This window comes from Pedobacter nyackensis, from assembly GCF_032678475.1.
Lineage (GTDB): Bacteria > Bacteroidota > Bacteroidia > Sphingobacteriales > Sphingobacteriaceae > Pedobacter > Pedobacter nyackensis_A.
Genome location: NZ_JAVTSF010000001.1, coordinates 1,494,940 through 1,521,412, shown reverse-complemented (window position 1 = coordinate 1,521,412; position 26,473 = coordinate 1,494,940). Strand labels below are relative to the sequence as shown.

The following is a 26,473-nucleotide window of genomic DNA, read 5'->3' as shown; positions in this document are numbered from 1 at the left end:
TCTTAATTTTTTACGCCTTTACAAAGTATTTCGGATGAGTGTTATAGATTGGTCGGTATTAATCATTACACTCGTTGTAATTGTTGTTTATGGCGTTTATAAAAGTCGTGGTGCACAAAATATTCAAGGTTATTTACTGGGTAACCAGTCTTTACCCTGGTATCATGTATGTTTGTCGGTCATGGCTACCCAGGCCAGTGCCATTACCTTTTTATCAGCTCCTGGCCTGGCCTATTCTTCAGGAATGAGTTTTGTGCAATTTTACCTGGGGCTGCCCCTGGCAATGATTGTACTTTGTATCACTTTCGTACCTATATTTCATCGTTTAAAGGTTTATACAGCATATGAATATCTGGAGCAACGCTTTGATTTAAAAACCCGGGCGCTTACAGCATTCCTGTTTTTAATTCAAAGAGGACTTTCCACAGGAATTACCATTTATGCACCATCTATAATTTTATCGACCATATTAAATATCAATACCACGTATACGACACTGTTTATAGGTAGTTTGGTCATATTTTATACCGTGTATGGTGGTACCAAAGCAGTTTCTTATACGCAGATGTTGCAGATGAGTATTATCTTTTGTGGGTTGTTTGCTGCGGGAATAATGGTGGTACACCTACTCCCTGGCGATATCGGCTTCGGCAGGGCGATCAGTATCGCGGGCAAAATGGGGAGAACAAATGCCATCGATTTTAAGCTTGATCTAAACAACCAGTATACAGTGTGGACAGGATTAATCGGAGGGTTCTTTTTACAGCTCTCTTACTTTGGAACCGATCAAAGCCAGGTTGGACGTTATTTGTCGGGGGCATCTGTTAGTCAGAGTCGCCTGGGTCTGTTAATGAACGGTCTTGTTAAAATCCCAATGCAGTTTTTAATTCTATTGATTGGTGTGCTTGTTTTTGCTTTTTATCAATACAATCGTCCCCCTGTTTTTTTTAACAGCTTTGAATTGAACAAACTGGAGAAGAGTAAGTATGCTCCGGAACTGGATAGGATTAAAGTTGACTATGACCGTGCGTTTGAAGAAAAGCAGATTGAGGTTAATAAGATGAACGATGCGTTGAATGCCAATGATAAAGTATTTATTGATCAACAAAGAATAGCATTACAACTAGCTGATGAGAAAGAAAAGTCCATCAGAAAAGAAGTGACAGATTTAATGGTAAAGAACGATCCGGATGCGAATATAAAAGATAACAACTATATATTTTTAAGTTTCGTAACGCAGTATTTGCCGAGAGGATTGATCGGACTGCTGATCGCTATTATTTTTCTGGCCTCAATGGGATCAACTGCCAGCGCATTGAACTCACTGGCCTCAACTACGGTTATTGATATTTATAAACGTCTGATTAAAAAAGATGCTTCAGACCATGAATATCTTCAGGCATCGAGACTCGCAACGGTATTCTGGGGAGTGGTTTGTATTGTAATGGCTTTGTATGCCAGTAAAATTGGTAATCTGCTGGAAGCTGTAAACATACTCGGCTCTTATATTTATGGTACTATATTGGGTGTTTTCCTTGTGGCGTTTTATGTGAAACAGGTCAACGGAAGAGCTGTGTTCATCGCAGCACTTTTAACGGAAACCATTATTGTTGTTCTTGGAAGGTCTGATTTGGTCGCTTATTTATGGCTCAATGTAATTGGATGTTTATTAGTGGTGTTGATTTCGCTAATTGTGCAACGGATTATCAATATAGGTAAAACGAAAAATCAAATAAACTTGTAATTTTCTAGTGGTCAGTTGTTTGTGGGGTTATTTATGCGCTCTGCTTTAATCAGGGTACCTACGATCTACCTGCTTGTCCCAGACCGAACCTAAATCTGATTGATGTATCGTATTGATTATTAATTTGTTGTGTCGATTTTTAATTAAATCGATTGCGAAATAAAATTTTGAAAGCCTGTACTGCTTTTTTACTCTACATTATTTTATATAGGTTAAATGCAATTTATCCGTGATTTCGCTTGAATTTCAGATAAGTAAAGATTTTGCTTTGCAGCCTTATTACGTTTGTTGAAATAGATCTAATCAATAAAAAATGGAAAAAGACACAGCGACAAGGATAGTTCTCATAGTTCCGGAAGGGATGAGTGAATACCTGAAAAGCAAAAAATCGGAATTTGAGAACCGAGTTACAATTCGGAAAGCGAGGAAAAGAGAGCGTAAAGCAATAGCGCTCAAGTTGAAAGCTGAAAAGGTTTCTTTAGAGACCATTTCTACTGCTACAGGATTAACAGTGGAGGAAATTGAAGTGCTATAAAAAAGAAGAAGCGAATGTTGATTAATAACATTCGCTTCTGTTAAAGCTTTAAGCACTATTTATTTACTTCTTAGCCTCTTTTAGCAATTCAGTGTGTAAACGTACATATTCAGCATTTTTCATTTCTGTAGCCGATTTTAAGCCTGCTTCTGCTGTTTTAGCTGCTCCTGCTTTATCGCCCATTTTCATTTGAATACGTCCTTTCCAAAGTTTTATCCATGGAGCTTTATCGTCTGCTGCTTCAGCTGCATTAACCCATTCCAAAGCTTTGTTTAGATCTTTACCATTTGAGAAGTAATATTGTGCAGCCTGGAAATATGGTTTTTTATCACCTTTCATCGCTTCATCGATGCTAGCCATTACAGTTGCATCAATTTCTGTAGTTAGCTCTACATTTATGGCAGTATTCTCCCACATCAACTGCAATTTTGCAGAGGTAGGATATACATCAGCAAACTGTATGGTAAAAGTTTCTACTTTGTCCTTTAAGTTGATAGGTTTAACTTTAACTCTTAATACATCGTCTGATTCTTTGTACTCGTAAGAACCCCACTGTTTTGAACCTTTGTTGAAAATTACAGTCCATTCGCTTTTACCAGGAATGGTAAATAAGCCGTATTCTCCAGCAGGTAATTCTTTCCCGTCAATTTTCACAGGATCGGTAAAGCTGATAATGGTTGCCGAGTTTGCACCGGTACGCCATACAGCACCATAAGGTTCCATTGCACCAAAAATTTTGCGACCTTTTACATTTGGACGTGAATAGTTAAGTGTAATTTTTCCCAGTCCAAAGTTTTGGCTGACAGTCTGACTTGTACTGGCTTGTGGCATTTTTAAGCCTTGTGCCTGAAGATCAGAGCTCAATGCTACTGTTAGTGCTAACAATAACATTGTTTTAAATGTTGTTTTCATATGATTGCTTTTGTTATTAAATATTGCTCAGGTTTTTAATTACCCGATCGTAAGTTTTGCTGGTACTAAATTACATTTCTGTTTGTGTATTCTATATTAAAAAATAGTATAAAAGGAAACATGACGAAGAAATTAGAAAATCATACTTAAATTAGCTGCCATGGTTAATTTTCGTAATATCTTATTCAGTAGCATCTCTCTTTTGATCTGGTGTTCTGCCCCTAAAATTGTAAATGGACAGCAAGTAGAAACCGGTGTTTCAAAACAGCTTGCCCAGTATAGAAAATCAATTGTCACTAAGGTTAATTATTCGCTTGAATTTGATATTCCTGCGGAACGGGCAAGAGGAATTAATGCATGGGAGATTTTGAGTTTTAACCTGAGTACAAATGACCGCATTTTGCAGCTGGATTTTAAGGAAGATAAGGCAAAACTTCGGAAGTTGATCGTGAATGGAAAGGTTGTGCCTGTGCAGCATGAAAAAGAACATCTGTTGATTGCGGCAAAGTACTTGAAAAAAGGAGCTAACGAGGTAAAAATAGAGTTCCAGTCGGGCGAAGGTGCACTGAACCGTAACGCTGATTACCTGTATACTTTGTTTGTGCCAGATAGAGCCAGGACTGTTTTTCCTTGCTTTGATCAGCCTGACATTAAAGCTACCTATGATTTAACCTTAAAAGTACCTGCCAGCTGGAAAGCGATAGCCAATGCACCGTTAAAAAATGCTGTTGTATCTGATGATCGAAAAACCTACCAATTCCTGAAATCGGATACTTTAAGTACTTATCTGTTTTCGTTTGTAGCTGGGAAATTTGAACAACAGTTTGGAAAAGTAGGTGATCAAAAGGCAGATTTTTTATACCGTGAAACCGATACTGCGAAAATAAAACATAGTATGAGTGAGATCTTTAAGATCCATAACGATGCACTAAAGTATTTTGAAGAATGGACAGCGATTCCGTATCCCTTTCAAAAATTTGATTTTGCTGCAATCCCGGATTTTCAGTTCGGTGGAATGGAACATGTTGGTGCCATACAATATAAAGCAGCAGCTTTGTTTTTAGATGGTACAGCTACTAAAGACCAACTCAATTCACGAAGTCATCTGATTGCACACGAAACTGCACACATGTGGTTTGGCGATCTGGTAACGATGAACTGGTTTACCGATGTTTGGATGAAAGAAGTATTTGCCAATTTTATGGCGGATAAAAGTGAGGAGGGAAGTGTTGGTAAGGAAGTGTTTGACTTAAAGTTCTTAGTGGATCATTTTCCGGCAGCCTATGGGGTTGATCGAACTACCGGTTCAAACCCGATACGTCAGCAATTGGATAACCTGAAGGATGCAGGTTCAATGTATGGCAATATCATTTACCATAAATCTCCGATTATGATGCGTCAGCTGGAAAGGTTGATGGGAAAGGCAAAGTTCCAGCAAGGCGTAAGGGAGTATCTTAAGAAATTTGCCAATAGTAATGCATCGTGGCCGGATTTGATTAGTATTCTGGATAAGTATGCCACTGCTGATTTGCAGGAATGGAATAAAGTATGGGTGAATGAGCCTGGTCGGCCTATAATAGATTATAGCATAGAAAAGAAAGAGAATAAAATCAGTCGGTTTACTGTTAAGCAAACTGCCGAATATGGTAGGAAGAGAATCTGGCCACAGTTTTTTGAGCTGACTTTGTATTACGAAGGGTATAGTAAAGAAATAACGGTTAATTTAAATGCTGCTGAGGTTGATCTTAAGGAAGTTGTTGGCCTGGACGTACCTCTGTTTGTTCTTTTTAATTCATCCGGACAAGGGTATGGTTTATGGCCGGTTGATCAGGATATGTTTGATCATTTGTACCAGATTGATAAGCCTTTAAACCGTGCCGCGGCATATATTGCACTGTATGAAAATATGCTGAACGGCAGAGGTATAAAACCAGAGGCATTGTTAACTCTACTTTTGGAAGGTTTGAGTAAGGAAAAAGAGGAATTGAATATTAAATTGATCAGCAGTTATATTGGGACTATTTACTGGGAATTTATCGAAAAACAAAGTAGAGAAAGGTTAAGTGGATTAATAGAAGCAAAGGTATGGACTGCGATGGAGGAGCAGCAGGAATCTAATGTTAAGAAGTTACTTTTTAAGACTTACCAGGACATTTTTTTAACCAAAGCCGCGAACAGCCGTTTGTATGAAATCTGGAAGACACAAAAAGCCCCTCAGGGTGTAAAGCTTTCAGAAGACGATTATACTGCGCTTGCTTTTTCGATTGCATTAAGAGCAAACGGAACAAAGTCTGCTGAGGATGTAGCGAATGCAGCTGTTTTGGGCGAACAGCTCCTGCGTATTAATAATCCTGACAGAAAGAAAAGGTTTGAATTTATTGTGCCTGCGCTTTCTGCTGATGTGATGGAAAGGGATCTGTTTTTTAAAAGTTTAGAACTGAAAGCCAATCGTGAAAAAGAATCTAATGTTGGCGTAGCACTGTATTACTTGCATCATCCTTTACGACAATCCACATCCGTAAAATACCTGGCGAAAAGCCTGGATCTGCTGGAAGAAATTCAAGTGACAGGGGATATATTTTTTCCACAGAGTTGGTTGCAAGCCACCCTGGGCTATTATCAAAGCGCAGAAGCTGCAGGGATAGTTAGGACTTTTATTGAAAAACATCCTAACTATAATCCTAAGTTAAAAGCAAAGATATTACAGACTGCAGATAACCTGTTCCGGGCACAAAAGCTGTTGAAATTTTAGGTTTCCAGTTGCTTGTAAGTTATTTTTATGTTTTGAGTACGGTCGTTACTGGTTATAATCGCAGTTGATGGATATCCGTTTTCATTGTATTCGTATTTGACACTGATGTTTTTCTGTGGTGTTTTTTCGTTCATGACATTCAAAATGTTGTTGCCCGGGCACAGGAAGAACCAATGTTCGGATTCGAAAGCGAATAGTTCGCTATGACTGATGTAGCGGCTGATTCCTTTTTGCTGATCAAAAGTATATGTGGTCATTGTTGTTGAGCCTGGGTGTGCCCTTGCATTCATCTCCGATAAATTCCCAGAAGCCGAATAGAAAAGTGAATAAGTGTTGGTCAGCTTGTTGTCTAAATCATAGTAGTCTAACTGCTTGATTTTCTGTTGATCGTTGTTTGTCAGTGTATAGACGTTAACCGGAGTGAATACCCCCATCACATTGTAACCAAATGCTCTGGCTTTACTTGTTGTTTTTTTATCCGACTGCTCATAGTAAACCACATAAAACAGCTTTTCATTTCTGTATTTTTCTAATTTGAAAGGCTGTCGTTCCTGTGTATAGGTGAATACAGTTTTATTACCGTTTGCATCGGCAATTTCGCTGAGTAAAGAGGTCAGATCTTTATATTTTAGAATAAGGCTAGATCCTGCTGTTTCAAATTTGACAGGGACATAAGTTTTGGGGGCACTAGGCTTCGGGGGAGGTGTTTCGTCTATTTTAAGATTTTTTGCCTTTTTACATGCGAATACCACTAGCAATACGGAGAGCATTAATAAATGTGTAGATTTTAAACGTTTCATAGTCCTGTTTATTTACGTTGACATTTATACTGTATGCTGGTGAACGTAATTAGAATTATTTTATTAATAATCATATTTTCCCATTATTATAAGCCTTACTTTTACGGAACGATTTCTTTATAGCACATAACGTTTATTATATGGACGATTTTTTAGCTGCCCGCCTTCAAATGGCTTTCTCCCTAGGCTTCCACATTGTTTTTGCCTGTATAGGTATGGTGATGCCCTTTTTTATGACTGTTGCTCATTTTTATTGGTTGAAGACGAAAAAAGTAGTTTACAGAGATGTTACCAAAGCCTGGAGTAAAGGTGTTGCTATTTTCTTTGCTACCGGGGCAGTTTCGGGTACGGTATTGTCATTTGAACTCGGCTTGCTCTGGCCTAAATTTATGGAACATGCAGGCCCTATATTTGGAATGCCGTTTTCATTAGAAGGAACGGCATTTTTTATAGAAGCAATAGCACTTGGCTTTTACCTGTATGGCTGGAACCGGATTAACCCATGGTTTCATTGGGCAACAGGAGTGGTGGTAGGCATAAGTGGCTTACTTTCGGGAATACTGGTGGTGGCTGCAAATGCCTGGATGAACAGTCCGGCAGGTTTCGATTACATTGACGGACAGTATTTAAATATCGATCCGGTAAAAGCTATGTTTAATGATGCGTGGTTTTCACAAGCCCTACATATGTGTGTGGCAGCTTTTGTGTCGACAGGATTTGCCGTTGCCGGTGTTCATGCGCTCATGATCCTTAAAGGGAAAAATATTAAGTTCCATAGCACAGCATTTAAAATTGCGGCTGTGTTTGGTACGGTAGCAGCTTGTTTACAACCCATAAGTGGTGATATTTCGGCCAAAGATGTTGCGAAACGACAACCTGAAAAGCTGGCTGCAATGGAAGCTCATTTTCATACAGAACGTAATGCGCCATTGATTATCGGCGGAATTCCTGATACAGCCAATAAGAAAGTTGATTACGCGCTTAGAATTCCGGGGTTGCTTAGTTTTATGGCAACGGGTGATTTTAACGGGGAAGTGAAAGGATTGGATAGTGTGCCTAAGGATGAGCAGCCACCGGTAGCCATCACACATTATGCTTTTCAGATTATGGTAGGACTGGGGATGGCTATGGTGCTAATTGCCATTTTGTACTTTGTTGCTTTGTGGAAGAAAAAACAATGGCTGAACAGTCGCTGGTTACTTAAACTGTTTGTCATAGCCACTCCTTTAGGCTTTATTGCCCTTGAAGCTGGCTGGACAGTAACGGAAGTTGGGCGACAACCCTGGATCATCCGTGGGGTGATGCGTACCGCCGATGCAGTAACCCCCATGCCTGGTATAGCCTATTCCTTTTACCTGTTTACAGCGGTATACATATCGCTGTCGATCATTGTATGTTTATTGTTGTTCCGCCAGATTACTATGGTGGATACCTTGTATGATTCCGAAAATCCTTCAAAAGACCAGTCGTTATGATTTATGTAGTTATCGTTTTCCTTTGGACCGCTATTTTGTTGTATATCCTGCTTGGAGGGGCTGATTTTGGTGCGGGTATTATTGAATTGATGACGGCTAAAAGCAATAGGGCCAAAACCCGTAAAACCATGTATAAAGCCATAGGTCCAATTTGGGAAGCCAACCATATGTGGTTGATTATTGCGGTCGTGATCCTTTTTGTGGGATTCCCAAAGATTTATACAACCATCTCCGTTTACCTGCACATTCCACTGGTATGTATGCTGTTGGGGATTATTGCAAGGGGGACAGCCTTTGTATTCAGGAATTATGATGCTGTAAAAGATGATATGCAAAAGGTATACACACCTATTTTTGTTTATTCAAGTTTAATTACACCTTTTTTTCTTGGTATTATAGCTGGGAGTGCTGTTTCCGGACAGATTGATCCACAAGCCAATGATTTTTTATCGGCATTTATTTTTAGCTGGCTCAATTGGTTCTCTGTAGCCGTGGGTATTTTTACGGTGAGTATATGTGCTTTCCTTGCTACGATTTTTATTATTGGGCAGACTGACGACGAGGGCGACAGGGTGCATTTTATAGGAAAAGCAAAACGCACTATCTTTATTGTAATGGGCTGCGGTGCTTTGGTTTTTATTGCCGCTGGGGTAGAACATGTTCCATTGGCAACCTGGATATTTGGTGATGTGCCTGGGCTGATCGCTATTATTGCTGCAAGCTTATCGTTGATTGTTATGTTTTATGCATTGAATAATAATAAGCCGATATTGTTACGTTTACTTGCTGGTTTCCAGGTGACAATGATTTTGTTTGCAGCTACTTATTCGCATTTTCCGGATATTGTACTGCTTAAAAATGGAGACAACCTTTCTCTACTTGCGCATCAGGGACAAGCTAAGACTATTGAGACTTTGGGCTATGCCCTGTTGATTGGTAGCTTGTTTATTTTACCTGCTTTGGTTTATTTGATTTATATTTTTCAAAAGCCCAGAAATATATTGACAGATCATTAATGAAATTAGCTGATGGTTGCTTTATACCCATAAAAAAGTAACGTATATACTTCTGAAAATAATGGATGTAATTCCTGAAAATTGGACGTTTGTGTAACAAAATAAGAGAACAATAGGCAATAGATTAGATTTTGTATTTAATTCGTGGTGTTTAAATTAAACCTAAAGCAATTTATCAAGTCTTAAACCTGATGTTGCACTTAAAACACCAATTATGAAATCTGGATTCTTAAAAATTACATTTTGTACTGTCATGTTTGCCGGTTTAGGCTCAGTTGCCCAGGCTCAAAAGGCGAAGGACTTACAGGAAGTTAGCATATTCGCTTCTCACGCAGTTAAAATCGACGGCAAGAACTTTGAGTGGAAGGACACCGACTTCTCTGTAAATAAGCGGACGAGTCTTTCTTATATTGTCAGTAATGATGATAAGAACCTTTACCTGATCATTAAATCTGCGGATGTGTCCAACAACTCAAAAATTATGATGGGTGGAATCACTTTTTCAGTGAATCCGGATGGTAAAAAGAAGGAAAAGGAGAGTATAACTTTAACTTATCCGCTTGCATCAAATAGTGGCAGAGGTCAAGGATTTGGCGGTCGTGGCGGCGGCGGTAACGGGGGAGGTGGCCGTAGGGCTATGGGAATGACTATGGCTATGGGAGGTGGCCCTCAGGGAGCAAAACAAAGAGATTCCTTTATGGTTGTGCGACAAAAAACACAATTGGCAAGCGCTAAAGAGATTAGAATAAGCGGATTTAAAAATACAACCGATACACTGGTATCTATTTACAACGAATATGGTATAAAAGCATTTGCCAATATCGATAAGGATAATGTTTTTTTTTATGAAGTAGCGATTCCATTGGAGGCCTTAGGTATTTCGGTAGACGCACCAAAAGAATTTGCTTATAACATTAAGCTTAATGGTTTACAAATGCCAGGCCTTGATGGCGGAGGTTTTGGTGGCCGTGGCGGCGGCGGTGGTGGCGGTCGCGGAGGCTTTGGCGGTGGTGGTCATGGAGGTTTTGATTTCCAGGCCATGTTAAGCCCTACCGATTTTTGGGGAAAATATACCCTCGCAAAAAAATAGATATCTCCAGGGGTAAAGAAACACACACAAACAAACCCAATCCATACACACACAAATGAATTATTTAAAAACACTGGCGGTCATATTTTTGACGGCGCTTAGCTTTTCCGAGGTGTTTTCCCAGGAACCTGCTAAGAAAGAAACACCTCCACCACTACCTACGAGACAAATCAGCGGTATTGTTAAAGACAGTACAGATTTGGGGGTAATCGGTGCAACAGTTAGTCTTACATCCGATAAGGATACCTTAAAAACATCGACCAATAACGATGGGATTTTTATCTTTAAAGATGTAAAGTCTGCAACTTATACGCTTGTTATTCAGAGTATAGGTTATGAGAAATCCCCGGTTATGCGTTTTAAACAAAACGACATGATACCCCGGATTGTGATGGATCCGATTTTCCTGAAAGAGCAAAAAAACACTTTAAATGAAGTGGTAATTAGTGGTACTCCATCCATTACTTATAAGACTGATACGGTAGAATACAAAGCGAGCGATTATGTGGTTAGACAAAATGCGACCGTTGATGAACTGTTGAAGAAAATGGAAGGAATGGAAGTCGGTAACGACGGAAGCCTGGTCCATCAAGGCGAAACTGTTGCCAAGGCTAAGCTGAATGGTAAGGAATACCTTGGGGGTGATATCGCCAATGCGATTAAAAACCTTCCGGCAGAGATCGTTGATAAAATTCAGATTGTAGATGATTATGGTGATCAGGCAGCCCGGACCGGAGTTAAAGATGGCGATCCTCAAAAGGTATTGAATATTACCACCAGGACAGATAAGTCGATAGGGAATATGATGAATTTGAATGCCGCTGGTGGTAGTAACGAACGAAAGGAAGCTGGGGTATTTACGACTCGGATTAACGAAAATCAGCAGATGGGGATAAATGGTAATTACCGGGACATAGTCAACCTCAATGCATTGAGCGGTTCAAACAAGAGTGCCGATGCCAGATTTAGTTTACGTGATAAAGTTGGGAAAAAGATAGAATATAATTTGAATTATCAGTTCACTAATTCCAATGGGGACAATGTAAATGAGACAGAGTCATTGCGTAATATCAGTGACGGTCAATTGTTTTCTAACAGTTCAAGCAGTGGCCAGCAAAAAGCGAACAATCATGATTTTAAACTTGAAGTTGAAATAAACCTGGACTCAAACGATTACCTTAAAGTTATCCCAAGTTTTAAGTATGGTTCTACTAATAATAACAATAGGTCAGAAGTAAATCAAAAGGCGAGTGACATTTCACTTGGATTGGATCAGTATCGTAACGTAAGTAGTTTGAGTTCCAGGACAGCACCTGAATTTGGTATTTCTGCTTTTTATCAGCATACATTTAAAAAATACAGAAGGAATTTTTCTGCGCAGATAGATCTGAATAAGAATAATCAGGATAATGTGCAGGAACGACTTAACAGGACAACTTTTTATACTGAAATTGACCCGGAAGGTATAGATTCGGTAACTAATCAGATTATCGCTCGCAAGAACATGCGTGATAATTATCGCGGAAGTCTCACTTATGTGGAGCCTCTAGGTGTCAATACTCAATTTGAAGTGAATGCCCAGGTGAATTATAATGGTTATGATAATACTGCGACTACAAGAGATATTTTAGAAGATGGCTTTTCCGGCATTGTAGATTCATTAAGTAATATCTATAACTATTCCTTTACACAAGGTAGGATTGCATTAAATTTTAGATACGGAATGACGAATACCTCTAAAGTTCGTTTTTCTGTCGGTTTAACAGGTGTGCCAGCTTTACTATCTGGTACTAAATTAAGTTTGGGTACAACGACAAACAGGAGTAGTTTTAACCTAATACCTATTGCCAGATTTGAATACCGCTGGACCAGACAACAAAAAGTGTCTTTGAACTATTCAGGGAACGCGGTAGAACCAACTTTTGATCAGATACAGCCGGTAAGGGATGTTACGAACCCCAATAATCCGATTATTGGTAACCCTGATCTGCATGCTACTTTTGTGCATACTTTAAGAGGAGATTATAATAATTACATCGCAAATTCGAAGCTTAATTTTTCATTAAATGCAAATGGTTCTTATACGGAAAATGCGGTAATCAGAAATGTGCAGACTGTGGATAACCCAGACCCGGATCTACCAGGAAGTAAAATTAATGAAACCCGTTTTTTGAACGTTAGTGGAGTGTACAGATTGGCTGGTAATTATAACATCAGTAAACAGCTTAATAACAGAAAATATAACCTGCAGCTTAACGGATCTGCGAGCTATAACCATAACCTAAGTATGAGGGATGGTATCTTGAATACAACTAACATTACCGTACTGGATCATCGTTTTGGCCCGAAAATCAATCCTACGGATTGGTTTGAGATTAATGCGGATATAGGATATAGAACTGAAAAATCTAACAATTCGGTATTGAACACTGTTAATAATACAGTCAATACGCTTTCTCTTAATTTAGATGGAAGGATCTATTTGTGGGATGTATGGATGTTGGGGTACCGTGGTAGCAAGCAGTTTATAGATGGGGTAGTCGGAAACACAAATAATAGCCCGTTAGTAATCAATGCAAGTTTGGAACGCCAACTATTTAACCGCAGAGGTCAGATTACTTTTCAGGCGTTTGACATTTTAAATCAGAATAACTTCCTAAGGTATGAGCAGTTTGAAGAAGGTGGTTATACGAATACAAGAGTAAACCCTACGAGCAGATACTTTATGCTGAAGCTTAGTATGCGCTTGCAAAAATGGTCAGGTGCACAAGGGCGCGGCGGCAGAGGAATTATGCGCAGAGGTGATGGAAGTTTCATGTAAGTAACCCAATATATTTTATAACAATAAAACACCCGGTACAGCAAAACTGTATCGGGTGTTTGCATTATATTCCAAATGTAACTTTTATGTGGCGCTTTCAATTATATTGTTAAATTTGTGTTATGTACCTGTAAGATCATGGATTATAAGCTCTTATCTGACGATGAATTGATTGTTCTTTTTAAAGGAGATGACGAGCGTGCGTTTAAAGAAATATATCTTCGTTACTGGCGGCAGGTATATCATGTAGCCTATAGAAAAGTACACCATAAAGAACTGGCCGAAGAGTTAACACAGAATTTGTTTGTTGAGCTTTGGAGAAGAAGGGCAACACTCGCCATCCATACGCTGGGCGCATACCTGTTTGGGAGTTTACGATACAGCATCATCAATCATTACAAATCTTTGCTCGTTCAGGAAAATTATCACAATTATATCAAGGCATCTAATAATTTCGGGGTTGTAAATAATGCCGATTATCTTTTAATGCTGAACGAGCTTTCGGAGGCTTTAGCTAAAGGAATTGCTTTGTTGCCTAAAAAAACTGCTGAAGTATTTAGAATGAGCAGGATGGAACATCGTTCAATAAAAGACATTTCTGAACAGCTTAATATTTCCGAAAAGGCTGTTGAATACCATATTACCCAGTCGCTAAAGTCTATCCGCCTTTACCTCAAAGAGTACCTTTTTCTGGTGCTGCTGTTTATACTGTTTTCATAAATTTCATTTTTTTTAATTTTTTTTTAGGGATAGGACTTACTTAGCTTACTTATAGTTCAAAAGCTATAAAAATGAGCAGAGAAGCATTTCATCTATTGTTGGAAAGATACCTGGAGAACAGGTGTACAGATGAAGAAAAAGAGATTGTTAAAAAGTGGTATGGAATGCTGGATAAGCAAGATATACAAGATGCGGGTACAGCGGAAATAAATGCGTTGGAGGAAAAGCTATGGGAAAGGATACACGGGGAGGTTATTCCAGATCAGCACGAAGTGCTGGTAACTGACCTTAAACCAATTGTTAGGTTCTCTCGTATGCTTCGGTTTTCTGCTGCTGCGGTACTTGCAGGACTGGTATTGACGGTTGGTTACCTGTTTTTTGTGAATAATGGAAGCAAATCGGAATTAAAGAGCTTTGTGCTGTCAAATGATGTTAAGCAATATATCAACGCTGATCAGAAGCCGGTAACGATTAAACTTGAAGATGGTAGTCTGGTGACGCTTCAGCCAAAGGCGGTATTGAAATACCCAATACATTTTTCGGATTCTTTACGCGAAGTTTCGCTTGAAGGGGAAGGTTTTTTCGAGATCAGTAAAAATCCATTGAAACCATTCCTGGTATATAATAAGAATGTAATTACAAGGGTTGTAGGAACCAGCTTTATTGTAAAAACAGCGCACAATAAAACAGAGGTAATTGTTAAAACTGGAAAAGTAATCGTTTCACCTAATTCCAGCAAACTTAACATTAAGGACCTTTTGAAATCTGATGATGGCGTAGTACTGACACCGAACCAGAAAACAGTGTATAATGCGATCGATAATACATTCGCGACAAGTTTGGTTGATCAGCCATTATCTATTGACCTAAAGACTCCAAAAGCCCAAGTAAAAGAAAGTTATGTCTTTAATGATACGCCTGTAGCAGATGTACTGGGGCAATTGCAGAAATCCTATGGCATTGAGTTCATCGTAGATAATAAAGAATTATACAATTACACATTCACCGGTGATTTATCGGAACAAAACCTGTATAGTCAGCTGGATTTCTTATGCGAATCCATTAAAGCCAGTTATTCTGTAAAAGGCACAAAAATTATTATTTCGACAAAAGAATAAATACAATCAACTAACCTTAAAACCTAACCAACGTATGAAAAGAAAAGAATTTTACTAACCAAATCTCAAAAAAAAACTGACAATGTTGCGGGACATTGCCAGTTAAAGAATTCTGTACGAAAAGTTTCACATTAACGAACAAAACTTCTAAAGTTATGAAAAAAAAGCGATTTGTTGCTTTAATAAAAATAGCAATGAGATTATCTATAGCCCAAATATTTCTTGTAATTCTGTTTACTTGTAGTGCTGCAGCAAAAAATGCCGGTGCTCAGGAGATACTGAATAAGGAAATTTCGATCAGTATCAATAAGGGCAAAATAACAGAGATCTTAAAAGATATCCAGTCTAAAACAAAAGTTAAATTTATCTATAGCCCCTCGGTAATCGGAGCCGAACGGAAGACATCTGCAAACTATGTTAAGAAGCGGCTTGGCGATATTCTTGACGAAACCCTTAATCCACTTAGCATATTTTATAAGGTGATTGATAACCGAATCATTCTATATGATAAGACCTCAAAAAAGAACCATCAATCTGACTTAGAGAAGATACAATTCCCAGTTAAGGGAAAAGTAAGCAACAGTAAGGGCGAAACCTTGCCTGGTGTTAGTGTAAAGGTAAAAGGAAGTACAACAACGGCCATTACGGATGCCAATGGAAATTATGTGATCAATGTGCCGGACGGAAGTGCTGTCCTGATTTTTTCCTACATCGGTTTTGTCCGAAAAGAAATTGCAGTTAATGGTCAGAGCCTGTTAAACGTGCAACTTATCGGTGAGGAAACTTCTTTAGGGGAAGTTGTGGTAATGGGGTATTCTACTCAAAAGAAGAAAGACCTTACCGGTGCAGTCTCTGTGGTAAACGTATCAGAGATGATCAAACAGCCTAGTGCTTCCGTTAATAATTTACTACAGGGGCAGGCTTCTGGTGTAACGATTCTGGGCTCCGGACAACCGGGGGAAGAACCACAGGTTCGTATACGGGGGGTGAATACATTCGGTAACAATAATCCACTTTATGTAGTGGATGGTGTGCCTACATTAAACGTTGCTGATATCAATCCGAACGATATTGAATCTATGCAGGTGCTTAAGGATGCAGGTGCGGCTTCAATTTACGGATCAAGAGCAGCAAATGGCGTTATTGTTATCACGACTCGGAAAGGGAAAGAAAAAGTAAGCGTAAAATATGATGCTTATTATGGTACTCAACGACCAAAAAAAGGTAATGTATGGGATATCCTTTCTCCACAGGAAATGGCTGATCTGAAAAGACTGGCAGAAACAAATTCTGGTGCTGAGGAGTTTGATGATCCTTTATATGGTGATGGGCCAACCTATGTGTTGCCTGATTATATTTACCCTTTAAAAGCTAAAGAAGGAGATCCTGAGGTAAATCCTTCAAACTATTACCTAAAGCCATTATTTACCTCGGTAGATGAGTACAATAATTTTCGCCGAATAAATAGGGCAAATAAAGCCGGAACCAATTGGTATGAAGAGATCTTTAGTCCGGCGCCCATTAACAGTCAGAATATCTCAGTTAGTGGTGGCTCTGATCAGGGGAATTATCTTTTCTCGGCTAACTATTTTAATCAGCAAGGAACTTTAGCCGAAACTTATTTAAAAAGATATACACTTAGATCAAATACACAATACAATATTGGAAAACACATCCGAATAGGGGAAAACCTTGCATATACGATAACAAACAACCCTCAGATAGGAGGTTTGAGCGGAGATAATGCCATCGGTCATGCCTTTCGTGAACAGCCCATTATACCAGTTTATGATATTATGGGAAATTTTGCAGGCGGATATGGCGGTCAGCTCGGCGATGCCTTTAATCCCGTTGCCATGTTACAACGTACCAAAGATGATAGGGCTAGTGATAACAGGTTGTTCGGGAATGTTTTTGCTGAGGCCGATTTTCTTGGTTCGCTGACTTTCCGGACCTCGTTTGGTGGAGATTCATATTCTGGCTCGTCACATGCATTTGTGTACCCTCAATATGAAAATGCAGAAAATAATACCAATAACAGCTATACAGAAACCTCCTATACTGGACTGGAATATGTGTGGACAAATACGCTGACTTTTAACAAAACTTTTGACAAGCATAGTTTAAAAGTGCTGGCGGGTACAGAATATTTTAAAAACCGGTACAGTACTATGACTGGTACTAACAAAGGATATTTTTCATTTGATCCGGATTATACCAACTTATCGACTGGTAGTGGGCCAATGGAGACATCCAGTTCGAGGACTGCTGATGCCTTGTTCTCGTTGATCGGAAGGGTGGATTACAGTTTTGATGATAAATATCTGTTAGGGGCCACAATCAGAAGAGATGGCTCGTCAAAATTTTTAGAGAACGTATATGGTTGGTTTCCGGCAGTAAGTGCCGGTTGGCGGATCTCAAAAGAAGGCTTTTTATCTGATGTTAGCTGGATCACAGATCTGAAATTAAGAGGTGGTTGGGGGATTATGGGCAATCAGCTTAATGTTACCGGAGGAAATTCATTCAGTACGTTTGGCAGTGCAATAGGCCAATCCTATTATGCTATAAACGGAGGGAACAATATACTCGCAGGATTTTACCAGGACCAGATTGGAAATCCTGGTGCGAAGTGGGAGAAAAACATCAATGCAAACATAGGATTTGATGCTACTTTATGGGGCGGAAAACTAGAAGTGTCGGCAGATTACTATCGTAAAAATATCCGTGACCTTCTGTATAATCCGGAAATGATTGGTACGATAGGTGGAGCAACGGTACCTTTTGTGAACATTGGTCAGATGAAAAATGATGGCTTTGATATTTCAATATCCGGAAATACTTTTTTGAGTAAGGATATTAAATTGAACGCGACTGCTACCATTACTACTTATCGTAATGAAATCCAGAAGATTTCTGCTGACGCAAACTATTATGAAATTGATGCACGCAGGTTCGATGGTAGTAACATCATAAGGAATGCAGTAGGGAGGTCGGTTAGTGAGTTTTTCGGGTATAAAGTAGCCGGTTTCTGGAATTCTGAAGATGAAATTGAAGCAGCGAATGTAATTGCACGTGCTGCAACTAGTGATCCAACGGCTATTTATCAGAATGATATCGGCCTTGGACGTTTTAAATATGCCGATGTTAACGGAGATGGTAGAATTACGGGGGATGACCGTACTTTTTTAGGGAATGCGAATCCTAATTTTAGTTATGGGCTAAATCTGGGATTGAGTTACAAGGCATTTGATTTTAGTGTTTTCTTTTATGGTGTTCAGGGGAATTCTATCTGGAACCAGGTGAAATGGTGGACCGATTTTATGCCTTCATTTGATGGTGCGAAAAGTCGTACAGCGCTTTACGATTCATGGACACCTACGCGCATGAACGCGAAAGCTCCGATCCAGGAAACAGCACAGTCGTTCAGTACCAATAGCGTTCCTAACTCTTATTTTGTTGAAAAGGGATCCTATCTGAGATTGAAAAATGCACAGATTGGCTATACTTTACCTCCAGGTAAGCTACAGAAGTTAGGCGTAGGCAGGCTAAGGGTTTATCTTTCCGCTGCGAATCTGTTCACGATTACTAAATATTCTGGGGTTGATCCGGAAATCGGCATTTCAAGCGATAATGACGATGAGGCCGGGGGACAAACTGCCTATGGTATAGATGACGGATCTTATCCAAGTCAGCGTACGTTTCTGTTAGGTTTAAACTTACATTTTTAATTATTTGAACTCATGAAAAGATCAGCATATATATTAATTGTACTGTTTTTTACAACACAATTTTACGCATGTAAAAAGGCATTGGAGCAACCTCCTCTTGGTTCGCTTAGTGAGGATATCATCGCTAATAAAAATGGAGTTAACGGGTTGCTTATTGGTGCATACGCCGCACTCGATTTTATGGAAGGAGGAGACCGGGCGCTGGGCGGCGGTGATGCATGGCAGGTATCGCCGACAAACTGGGTGTTTGGTGCTGTAGCTGGTGGCGATGCTTCAAAAGGTAGTGATGGTGCCGATCAACCGGCGATAGATCCGATAGCTAACTTTTACTCAGATGCCAATAACATTTTGTACAATGGGAAATGGAAAGCACTGTTTGAATGTGTGGTTCGCACGAACAACGTGTTGAAATTTTTAGCTAAGGCCACTGATTTAACAGACGATGAACGGAAAAATATTGAAGGGCAGGCACGTTTTCTTCGCGGGCATTATTATTTTGAGCTTAAAAAAATGTGGAACATGGTGCCATGGATAGATGAAGGTACTACTGTCTTTAATCAGCCTAATAACCTGGATTTATGGCCTAAAATAGAAGCCGATTTAAAGTTCGCCTATGAAAACCTTCCACCCACACAGCCGGAAATAGGTCGTGCAAATAAATGGGCAGCAGGCGCGTACCTTGCCAAAGCATATTTGTACCAGCATAAATATTTAGAAGCGAAGCCGATATTTGATCTGGTAATTACATCGGGAACCACCAGCTCAGGACTCAAGTATGAGCTGAACGAAGAGTTTGAAGACAACTGGAGACCAAGCCGTGAAAATAATCCGGAAGCGGTATTTGTTATTCAGATGGCTGCAAATGTAGATGCTTCAGGACCTTCACACGCAAATAACGGAGATATGTTGAATTTCCCTTATGGCGATGGTAGTCCGTTTAGCTGCTGCGGTTTTTTTCAACCATCTATTGACATGGTTAATCATTTTCGTACCAATCCTCAAACAGGTTTACCTTATATTTCGAACTATAATGATTTCCCTGTGAAAACGGATATGGGGATAGAGGGCAATCAACCATTTACTCCTGATGCCGGGACGCTTGATCCGCGTTTAGACTGGACAGTTGGCCGACGTGGAATTCCATATCACGATTGGGGAATTTATCCAGGGAAGCCCTGGGCAAGGGACCAGAGTTATGGTGGACCTTATGGCCCCAAAAAGAACGTTTACTGGAGTGAAAGTGCAGATACGGATGGTGATCAGGGAACCTGGGCCCCTGGTACTGCTATAAACTATTCAATTATCAGGTTTGCTGATGTATTGTTAATGGCTGCTGAATGTGAGGCGCAGACAGGCGGTTTGGGTAAAGCAGAGGAGTATGTTAATCTGGTGAGGGCAAGGGCTGCAAATCCAGTAACCTGGCTTTACAAATATAAAGACAATGCAAATCCTTCGGCCGGATTTTCTAATGTGCCGGCTGCCAATTATAAGATAAACTCTTATCCTCCGGGAGATTTCGTAATCAGAGGGAAAGAAGAAGCCCTAAAAGCTATTTATTATGAAAGGAAAATAGAACTGGCTATGGAAGGACACCGCTTTTTTGACCTTGTAAGATGGGGAATAGCGGAACAGGAATTAAATGCCTATTTTAGTTATCAGGGACAATTTACTTCGGATGTAAGAAAAGGTAAGTTTGTTAAAGGTAAACATGACTATTACCCGATACCACAGCGGCAGATCGATTTAAGTCAGGTTCAAAGTGCAGCAGTTTTAAAACAAAATCCAGGATATAATTAACCCATAATATAACCAACTAAATGAACCAACCACAACGTTTTTTGTCCCTTGATGTATTTAGGGGAATGACCGTATGTTTCATGATTATCGTGAACACACCGGGTAGCGGAGCCAAACCTTTTGCCATGCTGGAACATGCAGCATGGCATGGTTTTACACCAACAGATCTTGTATTTCCTTCTTTTTTATTCGCAGTGGGGAATGCGATGAGCTTTTCGATGAAGAAATTTGCACAGATGGAAAATTCAGCCGTTCTGATGAAAATATTTAAGCGGATGCTCCTTATATTTCTTTTGGGCTACCTAATGTATTGGTTCCCTTTTTTTAGCTATAATGAAAATGGCGGTATCAGTTTATCTCCCATAGCGAACACAAGAATTTTTGGCGTTTTACAACGTATCGCAATCTGTTATGGTATAGCATCGCTTTTAATCCATTACCTCAGTACACGTAGCGTAATTGTGATCAGCGTGTTGTTTTTAGTTGGTTATTGGCTTTTGTTACTTCTATTTGGGAATACAACAGATCCTTTTAGTATGACAGGCAATGCAGGTCAGTACCTGGATTTGTTCCTTCTGGGCGATAAACACCTGTATCATGGAGAGGGAATTGCGTTTGATCCTGAAGGAATATTAAGTACAATCCCAGCTTGTGTTAATGTTATTATCGGTTATTACGCTGGCCGGTTTATTCAGGAAAGAGGTAAGGGATACGAGAGTATTGCCAAATTATTGCTGACAGGGGGATTATTGGTTCTGCTGGCTATTTGTCTGAACCCGGTATTTCCGATTAATAAAAAACTGTGGACAAGCCCCTTTGTATTGATTACGTGTGGGCTTGACCTGGTTATTATCGGCTCCCTGATGTATGTTATAGAAGTAAAGAGTTATACCAAATGGACTGGTTTTTTTACTGTTTTTGGCAAAAATCCATTGTTTATTTATATCGTGTCAGAAATTTTACTCACAACCATTCGTATACTCTTTCCTAATGCTGATTTTGTCAATTGGATTAATCGTAGTTTTTTTCAGGTTATCGCACCGGGGCCTCTTGGTTCATTGCTTTTTGCCATCTGTTTTATGCTGATTTGTTGGTGTGTGGGCTATGTTCTTGATAAAAGAAAAATATATATACGTGTTTAACGGAGTTTTGTAATTTTTTACGTTAATTCAATTATATTATTAAATTTGTTTTTTAATGTAGGTAAAAATGTGAATGATAAGTGATTATGATTTTTTGCTCGAATTCAGTTATTCAATACATATACGCTTTTAAAAACTAACCAAATGAAGAAAATTTGTATTTTAACTCTCGTCATGTGCTGCAATCTGGCAATCGCTTTTGCACAGGCTGTACCTGAGTTCAACGTGAAAGACCTTCACATTACCCGTAAGGTATTAGACAATGTTTCAGGTAAAACTTTGTCAGAAATAACATTCTCAAACAAAGGAAAACAAACATTACCTGGTGCTGGCTGGACGATTTATTTTAATTCCAGGCCGCTTGATGTTGCTGAGGGAAGTGAGGGAAAGGCTAAAATAAGCCATGTAAATGGTGATCTATTTAAGTTGAACCCCTTAAATGGATTTAAGTCTTTAGGGCCGGGTGCAGCGATCAAGATCAATGTCTTATCTACTGAAGTTAAAAATAAAACAGATCTGTCCTGGGGTTTTTACCTGGTATGGGATAAAACCCCTGCAAAAGGATATAACATTGGCCTTACCAATATTCATCCAAAGGCAAGGGTAGAAACGAGAGAAATTGAAGTTGCAGCTCATGCATTTAATTTAAACAAAGAAATCAAAGACATTCCTTTGGCAAAGCTGCCTAAAGTGTTTCCAACGCCAGTTTCCTATCGTGAAACGGATGGTACTTTTCAGCTAAAACCGACAGTGTCGATTGTTGCCGATAATGCATTTAAAAAAGAAGCGGTGCTGTTTGCAAATGAACTGGCTGGTATTTTTGGTAAAAAGCCATTGGTAAAAGAAACGGGAGGCAGTAATGCAGTTATACTTAAAAAAGGAACTGTAAAGGGAGCTGAATCGTATACTTTAAGCGTGACCCCCCAAAGGATTCTGATTACGGCTCCTGATGCTGCAGGTGCATTTTATGGATTACAGTCTTTAAAAACGATGTTTCCTGCTGCTGTCTTGAAAGGTATTCAGAAAGAAATTTCGGTGAGGGCTGTAGAAGTTGAAGATGCGCCAAGGTTCGGATTCAGGGGATTTATGATGGAAGTTGCACGGAATTTTCAATCTAAAAAGGAGGTTTTGAAAGCTCTGGATGTGATGGCACTTTATAAAATGAACGTACTTCATTTTCACTTGAATGATGATGAGGGCTGGAGACTGGAGATACCGGGTTTACCCGAGCTAACCACTGTAGGTTCACAACGCGGACATTCTATAGCTGAGCTGACTAGTATTATGCCATCATATGGGTCTGGTGCAGATAAAGAAGTAAATTCTGGAAGTGGATTTTATACAAAAGCTGATTTTATTGAAATCCTGAAGTATGCTACTGCTCGTCACATTCGTGTGGTTCCGGAAATTGAAACGCCTGGTCATGCTCGCGCTGCTATTAAATCAATGGACGCCAGGTATGCGCGTTTAATGAAAGAAGGTAAAAAAGAAGAAGCAGAACGTTTTTTATTGCGCGATTTAAATGACAAGTCGGTATATGAGTCCATTCAGGGTTTTAATGATAACATCATCAATGTAGCGCTTCCATCTACCTATACTTTCCTGGAAAAGGTAGTCGATGAAATGCGTGCAATGTATGATGCTGCGGGTGCACCATTAGCTACAGTTCATTTTGGAGGTGATGAAGTACCTGTTGGTGTATGGGAAAAATCTCCGGCTGTTGCTGACCTGTTGAATAAGGATACTTCAATAAATGGAGTTGATGAAATGTGGTATTATTACTTTAATAAAATCAACATCATGCTTAAATCTAAAGGCTTGTATTTGTCTGGCTGGGAAGAAATTGGTTTGCGAAAAGCACTGGTAAACGGTCAAAAGAAAATGGTATTGGACGAGCGTTTTACCAAAGAAAACTTTCATGCTGATGTATGGAATAATTTAAAAGGAAACGAAGATCTTGCTTATAAAATGGCAAATGCAGGCTATAAAGTTGTGCTGACCCCGGTAACTAATCTATACCTGGATATGGCCACTACCAAAAGCTTTGAGGAAATCGGACAGTACTGGGGTGGTTATTTGGATGTTGATAAACCTTTTTATTTTATTCCTTATGATATGTATAAGAATATAAAAGAAGATGAGCGTGGTAACCCGATTGACAAGACCGCATTAGCGGGCAAAGAAAAACTTACAGAATTTGGGAAGTCAAATATCGTAGGGATGCAATCACCATTGTGGAGCGAGATCATTACAAGTCCTGAAAGGTTTGAATACCTGTTGCTGCCTAAACTTTTTGGCGTTGCAGAAAGAGCCTGGGCCAAAGACCCGGAATGGGCAACAACAGAAGATTCGGCTAGAAGTGCAGAATTGTACAGCCAGGCCTGGTCTGAGTTTGCCAATATAGTTGGTAAAAAGGAAATGCCAAGAATGACTTATTATTCGGGTGGATATAATTACCGTATTCCAGCACCTGGGGTATCGGTTGAAAATGGAGTGGTAAAGGCTAATGTGAATTTACCAGGTCTGGTGATCCGTTTTACAACCGACGGTTCTATGCCAACGGCAAAAAGCGCTGTTTACTCGAAACCTGTGCAGACAAAAGGAACATTACAATTCCGCGTGTTTACTGCAACAGGAAAAGGAGGGCGTGCAGTTAAAGTATTTAATAAATAAGTCCTAATTTAAGTTCTCATATTTATGTAGTAGGGGTATATCATTTTTATGGTATACCCTTTTTTTGTGTCTGCTATGAACAGTCTGTGTCGCACACAGATAAAATTTTAAGACATGCTGATGAATTAAAAATATTTATTTAACATTGGGGGGACATTTCAAGTCCATAAAATAATTGGATGGTATCATCGGGAAATAATGAAGAGCGCTTGCTATTGAAGCAAATTGCCGAAGGCAATGAGCAGGCATTTGCGGTACTTTTCTATCGTTACCTCCCCGTTTTGAAGCCTTTTACATTAAAGTTTACCAAAAACTCAGATGCCGCAGAAGAAATTATTCAGGATACCTTTTTGAGAGTATGGCTAAACAGGGAAAAGCTTGATGATATTGAAAATGTAAAATCATGGTTGTATAAGTTTGCATCTAACGAGTGCCTGAATTATCTCCGCAAACAACTTAAGGAGGCGAGAGCAATCGACAACCTCGGGATTGAGTACCCGAAAGAGAGCAACGATACGATAGATACCCTCAATTTAAATGACGTCAATTATCTGGTCGGGCAGGCGATTGATAGATTGCCTGGACAACGTAAAAGAATTTATCTCATGAGTAGATCGGAAGGTATGAATATCCCGGAAATTGCTGCCGCACTTGAACTTTCTCCTAATACGATTAAAAACGCACTCGTAATTTCGCTTAAAACTATACGAGAACATTTAAATAAAAATGGAATAGTGCTCTCCGCACTCACTTATATCGCTTTATTAAAATAAATAAAAAAAGTTTCAGCACCGATAGTCCTTATTGGTGTTTCTGGTTTCTTAGTAGCAGAGTCTTATGAATAACAGAATAAATTACTTGTTGCTTCGGTTTGAAGAAGGAAAACTCAGCAAGGCTGAAGTAGCGGAATTACTTGAATTAACAGATAGAAGGGAGCCCGAGGTTGCTGATACTATCGCTGAAATGATAAATATACAGGTGCCTTCGGTTGTAACAGAAAACGAAGATTGGAATGCTTTGCTGGAGAGGGTAGTATCTGTTGACAAGCGTAGTTCCCAAAGAATAATATCATCGTCATTTGCAAAGTGGGCAGCTGCAGCAGCAATTCTTATTACAATTGGTATCGGATTTTGGTTTTATGGGTCGGAATCAAGTCAGGATAAAATTAACCCAGGATATGCAAATGATATCGCCCCGGGAGGGAATGATGCTGTATTGACGCTTGCCGACGGATCTAAAATTTCCCTTACTGATGCCGATCAGGGAGAACTTTTGAACACCAGCGGAGTAAATATCGTTAAGGCGGCGGATGGACAGTTAGTTTATACTTTGGATGCAGATAAAAAAAGAAATGACGACGAATTGAATTTCAATACAATTACAACTCCCAGAGGAGGACAATATCAGGTGAATTTGCCGGATGGCACTAAAGTATGGCTTAACGCTGCTTCAGCGTTGAAGTTCCCTACAACTTTTGCGAAATTAAAAGATCGTAAAGTTGAGCTTAGCGGCGAAGCTTACTTTGAAGTAGCCAAGAATAAAACGCAACCTTTCAAGGTTGTGAGTTCTATTGGTGATGGACAGAGAACCCAGGAGATTGAAGTATTAGGCACCCATTTTAATGTCAATGCATACAATGACGAGCCTGAAACAAAGACTACTCTTTTAGAGGGCGTTGTAAAGGTTACAAATAGAGGAAACGTCCATTTAAAGGATGATGTCATCCTATCTCCAGGACAACAAGCCATACTCGGTAATCAGAAATTGAAAACACTAACTGTAGATACAGAAGAAGCGGTGGCTTGGAAAAATGGGAACTTCGTATTTGCTAACGAAGGGATCGAAAGCATTATGCGCAAAATTTCCAGGTGGTATAATGTAGAAATCATATATCAGGGTAAAATAACAGACAATGATTTTGTAGGTACGGTACCTCGTTTTAAGAATGTCTCGGAAGCATTAGCGATTCTCGAACTTACCAAAACAGTTCATTTTAAAGTTGAAGGAAGGAGGATTGTAGTTATGCCGTAAATCTACTCCACACAACTGTAATCCAAAAAAGAAGCCAGACCCGACTGCCATCGGGATCTGACGTAGGTTTGGATTACTCAATAATTTGCAGAAAACAGTTTATCAACAAACCAAACCAA

17 protein-coding genes are annotated in these 26,473 nt (G+C 39.4%); 15 read left to right on the top strand and 2 right to left on the bottom strand.

All coding sequences use genetic code 11. The annotated features are described in order from the left end of the window. The first annotated feature begins 34 nt into the window (after positions 1-34). Positions 35-1,744: a sodium:solute symporter gene (locus R2Q84_RS06135; protein ID WP_316815950.1), complete on the top strand. Its 1,710-nt coding sequence runs from the start codon at positions 35-37 to the stop codon at positions 1,742-1,744. Positions 1,745-2,057: 313 nt separating this feature from the next. Then, complete coding sequence (locus tag R2Q84_RS06130) at positions 2,058-2,279, top strand: hypothetical protein (protein ID WP_316815649.1); 222 nt, start codon at positions 2,058-2,060, stop codon at positions 2,277-2,279. Positions 2,280-2,342: 63 nt separating this feature from the next. On the opposite strand, the gene R2Q84_RS06125 is transcribed toward R2Q84_RS06130, so the two are convergent. Beyond that, entirely contained in the window at positions 2,343-3,191 is an 849-nt protein-coding gene (locus R2Q84_RS06125) for a DUF2911 domain-containing protein (RefSeq protein ID WP_316815648.1), read from the bottom strand. A 160-nt stretch (positions 3,192-3,351) separates the two neighbouring features. Here R2Q84_RS06125 and R2Q84_RS06120 point away from each other — a divergent pair, with 160 nt between their 5' ends. Then, positions 3,352-5,943, top strand: a complete 2,592-nt coding sequence (locus R2Q84_RS06120; RefSeq protein WP_316815647.1) for a M1 family aminopeptidase — start codon at positions 3,352-3,354, stop codon at positions 5,941-5,943. Here the strand turns inward: R2Q84_RS06120 and R2Q84_RS06115 are convergent. Beyond that, positions 5,940-6,743, bottom strand: a complete 804-nt coding sequence (locus R2Q84_RS06115; RefSeq protein ID WP_316815646.1) for a hypothetical protein — start codon at positions 6,741-6,743, stop codon at positions 5,940-5,942. The genes R2Q84_RS06120 and R2Q84_RS06115 overlap by 4 nt on opposite strands. A 140-nt stretch (positions 6,744-6,883) precedes the next feature. Between R2Q84_RS06115 and R2Q84_RS06110 the strand changes: the two genes are divergently transcribed. From R2Q84_RS06110 to R2Q84_RS06055, 12 genes are all read left to right on the top strand, one after another. Further along, positions 6,884-8,218, top strand: coding sequence for a cytochrome ubiquinol oxidase subunit I (locus tag R2Q84_RS06110; RefSeq protein ID WP_316815645.1), 1,335 nt, complete (start codon positions 6,884-6,886; stop codon positions 8,216-8,218). After that, positions 8,215-9,234, top strand: a complete 1,020-nt coding sequence (locus R2Q84_RS06105) for a cytochrome d ubiquinol oxidase subunit II (RefSeq protein WP_316815644.1) — start codon at positions 8,215-8,217, stop codon at positions 9,232-9,234. Before R2Q84_RS06110 ends, R2Q84_RS06105 begins: the two co-directional genes overlap by 4 nt. A gap of 214 nt (positions 9,235-9,448) precedes the next feature. Beyond that, on the top strand, positions 9,449-10,324 hold the full coding sequence (locus R2Q84_RS06100; RefSeq protein ID WP_316815643.1) for a hypothetical protein: 876 nt from the start codon (positions 9,449-9,451) through the stop codon (positions 10,322-10,324). A gap of 55 nt (positions 10,325-10,379) precedes the next feature. Further along, on the top strand, positions 10,380-13,145 hold the full coding sequence (locus R2Q84_RS06095) for a beta-sandwich domain-containing protein (RefSeq protein WP_316815642.1): 2,766 nt from the start codon (positions 10,380-10,382) through the stop codon (positions 13,143-13,145). Between the two features lie 138 nt (positions 13,146-13,283). Continuing rightward, complete coding sequence (locus R2Q84_RS06090) at positions 13,284-13,865, top strand: RNA polymerase sigma factor (RefSeq protein WP_316815641.1); 582 nt, start codon at positions 13,284-13,286, stop codon at positions 13,863-13,865. A gap of 71 nt (positions 13,866-13,936) precedes the next feature. Further along, entirely contained in the window at positions 13,937-14,983 is a 1,047-nt protein-coding gene (locus R2Q84_RS06085; protein WP_316815640.1) for a FecR family protein, read from the top strand. Positions 14,984-15,138: 155 nt separating this feature from the next. After that, the gene (locus R2Q84_RS06080) at positions 15,139-18,711 is read left to right on the top strand and encodes a TonB-dependent receptor (protein ID WP_316815639.1); all 3,573 of its coding nucleotides are present in this window, start codon (positions 15,139-15,141) and stop codon (positions 18,709-18,711) included. A 12-nt stretch (positions 18,712-18,723) separates the two neighbouring features. Continuing rightward, entirely contained in the window at positions 18,724-20,508 is a 1,785-nt protein-coding gene (locus tag R2Q84_RS06075) for a RagB/SusD family nutrient uptake outer membrane protein (protein WP_316815638.1), read from the top strand. A gap of 20 nt (positions 20,509-20,528) precedes the next feature. After that, the gene (locus R2Q84_RS06070; RefSeq protein WP_316815637.1) at positions 20,529-21,650 is read left to right on the top strand and encodes an acyltransferase family protein; all 1,122 of its coding nucleotides are present in this window, start codon (positions 20,529-20,531) and stop codon (positions 21,648-21,650) included. Between the two features lie 144 nt (positions 21,651-21,794). Further along, complete coding sequence (locus R2Q84_RS06065; RefSeq protein ID WP_316815636.1) at positions 21,795-24,323, top strand: family 20 glycosylhydrolase; 2,529 nt, start codon at positions 21,795-21,797, stop codon at positions 24,321-24,323. Positions 24,324-24,502: 179 nt separating this feature from the next. Beyond that, a complete protein-coding gene (locus tag R2Q84_RS06060; protein ID WP_316815635.1) occupies positions 24,503-25,096 on the top strand; it encodes an RNA polymerase sigma-70 factor in 594 nt (197 codons plus the stop codon). Positions 25,097-25,160: 64 nt separating this feature from the next. Then, entirely contained in the window at positions 25,161-26,354 is a 1,194-nt protein-coding gene (locus tag R2Q84_RS06055) for a FecR family protein (RefSeq protein ID WP_316815634.1), read from the top strand. The last annotated feature ends 119 nt before the right edge of the window (positions 26,355-26,473 follow it).

Bases quoted from the DNA above. Each gene is read 5' to 3' on its own strand.
- R2Q84_RS06135 (WP_316815950.1), top strand. From the start codon at position 35: ATGAGTGTTATAGATTGGTCGGTATTAATCATTACACTCGTTGTAATT.
- R2Q84_RS06130 (WP_316815649.1), top strand. From the start codon at position 2,058: ATGGAAAAAGACACAGCGACAAGGATAGTTCTCATAGTTCCGGAAGGG.
- R2Q84_RS06125 (WP_316815648.1), bottom strand. From the start codon at position 3,191: ATGAAAACAACATTTAAAACAATGTTATTGTTAGCACTAACAGTAGCA.
- R2Q84_RS06120 (WP_316815647.1), top strand. From the start codon at position 3,352: ATGGTTAATTTTCGTAATATCTTATTCAGTAGCATCTCTCTTTTGATC.
- R2Q84_RS06115 (WP_316815646.1), bottom strand. From the start codon at position 6,743: ATGAAACGTTTAAAATCTACACATTTATTAATGCTCTCCGTATTGCTA.
- R2Q84_RS06110 (WP_316815645.1), top strand. From the start codon at position 6,884: ATGGACGATTTTTTAGCTGCCCGCCTTCAAATGGCTTTCTCCCTAGGC.
- R2Q84_RS06105 (WP_316815644.1), top strand. From the start codon at position 8,215: ATGATTTATGTAGTTATCGTTTTCCTTTGGACCGCTATTTTGTTGTAT.
- R2Q84_RS06100 (WP_316815643.1), top strand. From the start codon at position 9,449: ATGAAATCTGGATTCTTAAAAATTACATTTTGTACTGTCATGTTTGCC.
- R2Q84_RS06095 (WP_316815642.1), top strand. From the start codon at position 10,380: ATGAATTATTTAAAAACACTGGCGGTCATATTTTTGACGGCGCTTAGC.
- R2Q84_RS06090 (WP_316815641.1), top strand. From the start codon at position 13,284: ATGGATTATAAGCTCTTATCTGACGATGAATTGATTGTTCTTTTTAAA.
- R2Q84_RS06085 (WP_316815640.1), top strand. From the start codon at position 13,937: ATGAGCAGAGAAGCATTTCATCTATTGTTGGAAAGATACCTGGAGAAC.
- R2Q84_RS06080 (WP_316815639.1), top strand. From the start codon at position 15,139: ATGAAAAAAAAGCGATTTGTTGCTTTAATAAAAATAGCAATGAGATTA.
- R2Q84_RS06075 (WP_316815638.1), top strand. From the start codon at position 18,724: ATGAAAAGATCAGCATATATATTAATTGTACTGTTTTTTACAACACAA.
- R2Q84_RS06070 (WP_316815637.1), top strand. From the start codon at position 20,529: ATGAACCAACCACAACGTTTTTTGTCCCTTGATGTATTTAGGGGAATG.
- R2Q84_RS06065 (WP_316815636.1), top strand. From the start codon at position 21,795: ATGAAGAAAATTTGTATTTTAACTCTCGTCATGTGCTGCAATCTGGCA.
- R2Q84_RS06060 (WP_316815635.1), top strand. From the start codon at position 24,503: ATGGTATCATCGGGAAATAATGAAGAGCGCTTGCTATTGAAGCAAATT.
- R2Q84_RS06055 (WP_316815634.1), top strand. From the start codon at position 25,161: ATGAATAACAGAATAAATTACTTGTTGCTTCGGTTTGAAGAAGGAAAA.